Origin of the sequence: Tepidibacillus decaturensis (assembly GCF_001561915.1) — a bacterium.
Taxonomy (GTDB): Bacteria; Bacillota; Bacilli; order Tepidibacillales; family Tepidibacillaceae; genus Tepidibacillus_B; species Tepidibacillus_B infernus.
In genome coordinates this window covers 1,159,257-1,165,384 of record NZ_LSKU01000001.1, presented here as the reverse complement: position 1 = coordinate 1,165,384, position 6,128 = coordinate 1,159,257, and the positions used below count along the sequence as shown (strand labels likewise).

Annotated in this window: 5 protein-coding genes; 3 read left to right on the top strand and 2 right to left on the bottom strand. The window is 39.9% G+C overall.

Going from position 1 to position 6,128, the window contains the following annotated elements; translation table 11 throughout:
- Together U473_RS05650 and U473_RS14995 are read right to left on the bottom strand one after the other, a co-directional pair.
- The coding region (locus U473_RS05650) for an SdrD B-like domain-containing protein (RefSeq protein ID WP_321164149.1) at positions 1-2,710 on the bottom strand (2,710 nt) is incomplete at its 3' end.
- Between the two features lie 14 nt (positions 2,711-2,724).
- A complete protein-coding gene (locus U473_RS14995) occupies positions 2,725-3,024 on the bottom strand; it encodes a hypothetical protein (RefSeq protein ID WP_201024152.1) in 300 nt (99 codons plus the stop codon).
- Between the two features lie 420 nt (positions 3,025-3,444).
- On the opposite strand from U473_RS14995, the gene U473_RS05645 reads away from it, so the two are divergent.
- The 3 genes from U473_RS05645 (at position 3,445) to U473_RS05635 (ending at position 6,108) form a co-directional block, all read left to right on the top strand.
- A complete protein-coding gene (locus U473_RS05645; protein WP_068724231.1) occupies positions 3,445-4,440 on the top strand; it encodes a DoxX family membrane protein in 996 nt (331 codons plus the stop codon).
- Positions 4,441-4,548: 108 nt separating this feature from the next.
- Positions 4,549-5,322: an SDR family NAD(P)-dependent oxidoreductase gene (locus U473_RS05640; protein WP_068724228.1), complete on the top strand. Its 774-nt coding sequence runs from the start codon at positions 4,549-4,551 to the stop codon at positions 5,320-5,322.
- A gap of 105 nt (positions 5,323-5,427) precedes the next feature.
- On the top strand, positions 5,428-6,108 hold the full coding sequence (locus tag U473_RS05635; protein ID WP_068724226.1) for a DedA family protein: 681 nt from the start codon (positions 5,428-5,430) through the stop codon (positions 6,106-6,108).
- The last annotated feature ends 20 nt before the right edge of the window (positions 6,109-6,128 follow it).

Here is a 6,128-nt window from a genome sequence, read left to right as displayed (position 1 = left end):
AGATTCCCGGCATTGCAATCAGGATCGTTTCATCCGGGACATGATCTATTGCATCCTGGATGGTTGGATAATCGCCTGTTCCATCCGCTTTCACCGTCACGATATTCGGCCAATATTGATTCTGTTCACGGACATGAAAAGTAATTCCCGTAGGACTAGTTTTATTCAGCGAATTGGTCACTAATAACTGGGAAGGTCCTGCAAGAGGGAAATTCAAAGGAACACGGGCTACAATTTCAAATGGATTCCAGTCTACGCTGTCAATTTCCACACCATTTAGAGTGACTTTTCCGGATATAGATTCAAAACCTGTTCCTGATATATGAAAGGTTCGATTGGCATCATCAGGGTCGGATACATTGACTTGTATTGGATTTACATTGAATATTTGAGGGACATCGATGGCTGGATTGCATTCCGGCGGTTGTGAAAATTGCGATCCAGGAGTTCCGACAAATGCGGTAATAGGAAACAAGGCTGTATCTGCATAAGTGGTTTTGCCAGGCCATACATCAAAAACCATATTCAGGGTTTGGTAGTTAGGATTATACAATTCATTTGGTTTATCAGGGTCTCCCGGGTCATTGCCTATTACTTGATACATTCCCGGCACGACTCCCGATGGAATAGGAACATTACGAGTGTAAGTCGAGGGCAGCAATATTTCAAAAACGCCGTTAATATCTGAATGTACCGTAGTGATTAATCTTCCGGTAAAGTCGCGAATCCCTACGGGTGTATTGGGGATCCCTCGCTTTTCGCCATAGTATATAAAATTAGGATCGGTTTCCAGATTCACATCATCCAGCAAGAAACCGATAATCCGTCCGGGAACGGGAACATCCGTGAATAAGAAAAAGTCCGCCGCACCATTCCGGCCCTCAACAACTTTTACCACTTTTTTGTATATATCTATTTGTCCGGGTGTCTCGGGCGGTTCATAGTAAGGCGCCGGAACCACACGCATATCAATTCGTTCAGGAACGGACGGTTGCATTGCAGCCCCAGGTAATTCTGGATCGGTGGGTTTAAATGCATCTCCGTCTTCCGTATTCACTGAACCATTTTCATCCAAAGCTTTATAACCAACCGGGGTTACCACTTCTACAATATACGTACCTTCGGGTAAAGGTTTTTCCAATGCATCCGGCGCGCCGTAATAAGGTTCAAAATAGGTTTCAAAGGCATATCCTCCGTCAAAGACTCCCAGTCTTATCTGGTTTGAAATATTCGGAACTTCGATACAAGGCACAGGCTGACCGTCTGCATCGGTACAACCCGTAGGATGTTGCCAAGCATTTGAATACGTTGTATTGATCAATGGCCCTAATACGACCTTGCCATTTTGCTCCGTTGTGGCATAAAGATTAACAGTTACATCAGGAATACCGGGTTCATAATCTTCAGGTACTTCAAATCGGGGATTCGTTTCATTACGCATTGTAGCATAATAAACGATACCCGAAATACCCCCGTTTTCTCCCGCATGGTAAGGTCTCTTTCCCCAATCGATCCGGTTTGTTTTTGCCGCCCACGTAAGTTCGGCTAATGTTAATACGCCAAGAAAAGTTTGCGAGCACCGAACATGATAGCCATGGGAATCTACACAACCGGTAGAAGTAGGTACTGGAATTCCATCATCGGGAGTTGCGGTCGCTCCGGTACGGGCAAAGCGTATAAATCCTACTTCCGCCACGGCAAATCGCTCCAGTTCAAAAACTTCTTTCAATATATAATGTCCATACATATCCGTTACAGTACTGTACTGGATGCTCCCATCTTTAAATCGAGTGCCTACCGCCACATTGGGAATCCCCATTTCTCCTGGATCATAAACGCCATTTTCGTTAGCATCATGAAATACGGTTCCCTTTATATATCCATACCATCTTGGAATTCCCACATCTCCCAAATCAACCGTTTCTCCAGCGACCACCTGCACGGTACGGAAGGAAATGATATGATCCAGCGGTTCATCCCAAATAGCCAATTGATAAGTACCTGGAGGGACTTTATCAATAATAAAATGACCGTTGCTATCTCCTCTGCCGGTGTAAACTTGCTGATCGTTTGCCCCTATATCGCTAAGCGCTATCCAAGGCCGATCCACTGAATCCCCCAGTGTTAACGGCCTGAATGGCGGTGTAAACTCAATAATGGTTCTTACTTTGCCCTTAATGATTCCTGTTTGCCAAGGAGAGGGCGCAGGAAATTCCATCGGGTGTACGAATCCTATCCATACGAGCGGCATTTGAAAACCTTCCCGCGGGCTATACCCATCGTTGCCTTCCTCAATCCACGCATCAATAATATGCGTGCCTTCAATCGTAGTTGTTTGAATCCACTTCGTTCCATCCGGAGGAATGGCTTGAACTCCATATTTTCCAGGGGGAAGATTATCGATCAAAGCATCTCCATTGGCGTCTGTGTATATATTCCCTCCCGTATTTGGCACAGGAATGGGATTCCCGGATAAATCAAAGATTACATTGCCTGCTTCATCCCGCTCATATTCAGTTCCAAGGGGATTGCCAAAATAATCAACGGTTACTTCACCTATTGCATCTTCAATCGTAATCAGAAATCCTTCCAATCCGTTTTCCAAGGGAAAGTCGTCTTCCCCATTAACAGTGTGGTCGTCTTTAAAAACATGAACCCTTATTTTGGAAAGGGGCAGGGGATTGGGCTGCAGGCTCACTTGAACCGTCATATTTGAATTGGTTCCTACCGTGACCCAATTCCCCCCATTTTATAACCGGGAGCCAAAACCGAAACTACATATTTTCCTTCCGGTAAAGTTACCACAGCCGGCATATTGACGGTCGCTTCTCCCGCAACGGCTACAGGAGAGTAGCTTGCTGCAGGTTTCAAGGAAGGAAATAAACTGGGATTTCGATCGGGTTCAGGAAGTTCTGTTTGGGGATCCCCCACATTATTGTTATTGACAACATACTTAAATTCATTGATGGGAGCATTCGTTGTTATATCCTGTACGGTAATAGTAATGATTCCATTTGAGCTCATCTAACAACCCTCCTTCATCGTTTTCTTTATTCGCTCACAACAATATATGATATAAAAAAGGAATTGCTATAGACCATTGTCCAACTAAAATTAAATGACATGACCTATGCAGTTCAAGTAATTAAATGGTAATAAATCACCGAGTCAGGAATTTGTCCTTAATATTTCGAAAATACCGAAGAAAAACACTTGACTTTTCAGAAATACCCCCATAATTGCGAAGGATACCTCTTTTTACAAGGTATAACCCAATGTCAGCGGGCTCAATGAGTTGTTCCAGGTCTGGCTCAGCGAATGTTACCAGAATAAGTCCCATTCCGCGCTTATGCTTATTTCCTACAGTTTCCACATTGCAAATAGTGCGAAAGTGGTTAAAATAAGAACGGTAGATTCTTATTACTAAGAGAAAGGATTAGGATCATGAAAAAAAAGATCATTGCCAGCTTTGTATTTTTTTTAATTATAGGAATCAATGTTAAAGCATTTGCACATGTCAAATGGTTTAATGTTTCCGATCCAGTGAAAGTGCCACTAGAAGAAATCATTACCCCTGCTTTTATGATTTCTGCAATGATAACTGCTATCATATTGGCAATTTTATCCCAAGCTACACCTTATTTAATGAAGTTTCCTTTTGCAAAAAAATTAGATAAAAGGCTTGAATCCTTTAAAAAATGGATTCCTTTTATTTTACGATACGGACTAGCATTGGCACTTTTGATTCAAATCTTAAACCTGAGTATATTAGCTCCAGATGTCCAGTTGAACAGTACGATGAAATGGATTGGAATTTTAACCATGATCATGTTGGCCATCCCATATCATCTGGCAACAAAAATAGCCTCCCTCTTGATTTTGATCTTATTTGGGTTATCCGTCGCTCAATTAGGCTGGTTTTCCATGTTAGACTACGGGTTTTATTTGGCGATTGCATATGCTCTCTTTACGATGAATACCAAATGGAAAGATACAGGTACACCAGCTCTTTATTTAGGAACAGGGTTATCTCTTTCGTGGGTTGCTGTAGAAAAATGGGTTTTCCCAGGAATGAGCACGGGAATTGTAGAACACTACCAATTACCAACGTTTGGCTTTAGTCCAGAAATGTTTGTGATGTTAGCTGCCTATATTGAATTTGTTGTAGGATATCTATTAGTTGTAGGGATCCTCAATCGATTACTTGCTTTAGTTGTCACTTTATTATTTATATTAACAACAAGTGTTTTTGGTGGAGTGGAGGTAGCAGGCCATTTTATTGTTCATATTATTCTTATCATCTTTATTATTGAAGGGGTAGGTTATTACAAACCACCAATCGATTATCACAAACGGAGAATAGATAAACTCATCTTTGTGGTTTTTAACTTTATTTTTGTATTAGCCACCATGATAATGATTTATTATCGTTTTGCATAATTAACTTTGTTAATAAGAATCATTTCCGGTTGAGGGAAATGATTCTTTTTTTGTGGGATAATATGGAGTAGTAAATATCTTTTTCATAAGAAAGGAAGAAAGAACAGAATGTTCAAAGACAAAATCGTAGTCATTACTGGAGCATCAAGTGGAATTGGGGCAGAAATTGCAAAGCAGTTAGCTGAAAAAGGGGCCATTCCCATCTTAACTGCTCGCTCGTTAGAAAAACTACAAAAGGTTTCAACTAAATTATCAGGTGCCCATGAGATATTTCAGCTTGATGTCACTTCAACAGAACAGGTTTTCAAAGTGATGAATCAAATTGTACAAAAATACGGTAAAATTGATATTCTGATCAATAATGCAGGTTTTGGAATCTTTGATCGATTTGTAGATGCCTCCATTGAAGATATTGAAGAGATGATGAATGTCAATTATATGGGAATGGTTAGGTGCACAAAAGCTGTATTACCGATCATGTTAAAACAAAAAAATGGCCATATCATCAACATCGCTTCGGTCGCTGGAAAACTAGCAACAGCTAAAGCAAGTGGCTATTCGGCAAGTAAGTTCGCTGTAATCGGCTTTTCAAATGGATTACGTCATGAGTTGAATGGAACTGGTGTTTATGTCTCAACGCTGAACCCAGGACCCATTGATACTCCGTTTTTTGATCGAGCTGATCCATCAGGTCACTATGTAAAACAAGTAAAATGGTTGATGTTATCCCCTGAAAAAGTTGCTAAAGAGGTTTTAAAAATGATGATCGATAAAAAGCATGAAAAAACGATTCCAAGTTTGGCCAACATCGGGGTTAAATTATATCATTTATTCCCGAAAACCTTTGATAAATGGATAGCAAAACAAATGAATCGAAAGTAGTAGTGTAACATATAATTGCTATTGGCAAAGGAGTGAACTTTTATTCACTTTCCTCTGTCATTTAAGTGAATAGAAAATCATGCAGCAATGAGGGAGGAGAATATCTTGCTAGATATCTTTCTTAAAATCGTTGAGTTTCTCGGACAATTAGGCTATTGGGGTATTACCATAGGGATGACATTAGAGAGTGCAGCTATTCCTATCCCAAGTGAACTTATCTTACCATTGGGTGGATTCCTTGTTTATCAAGGAAAGCTTACATTACTTGATGCGACAATTGCAGGTGTACTAGGTGGTTTATTAGGATCTGTTTTATCTTATGGGATCGGCCGTTGGGGTGGACGACCTTTTGTTTTCAAGTACGGAAAATATATTTTTTTAAATGAGCATGACTTGAATAAGGCAGAGCGTTGGTTTGAACGATATGGTGAATGGGCTGTTTTATTTAGTCGATTACTTCCTGTCATCCGCACATTTATCTCTATTCCAGCTGGTATGGGACGAATGGGATTTGGCAAATTCTTAGTCTTTACCTTTGTTGGTTCTTTACCATGGACCTATGTATTCATTTATTTAGGTTATCGTTTTGGTGAACATTGGCTGCAAATAGATGAAATGATTCGACCATATTCTACAACCTTAGCTATTTTCATTGGAATCATTTTATTATTACTTTTAATCTTACGAATTCAAAAAAACTTAAAAAACAAATGTAAAATCATTGGTAAATTTATCACTCTACTATGTTATAATTTAAAAAATATCTTTCAATTCAATCTATTCTAAATAAAAATAATAGTAGAGGT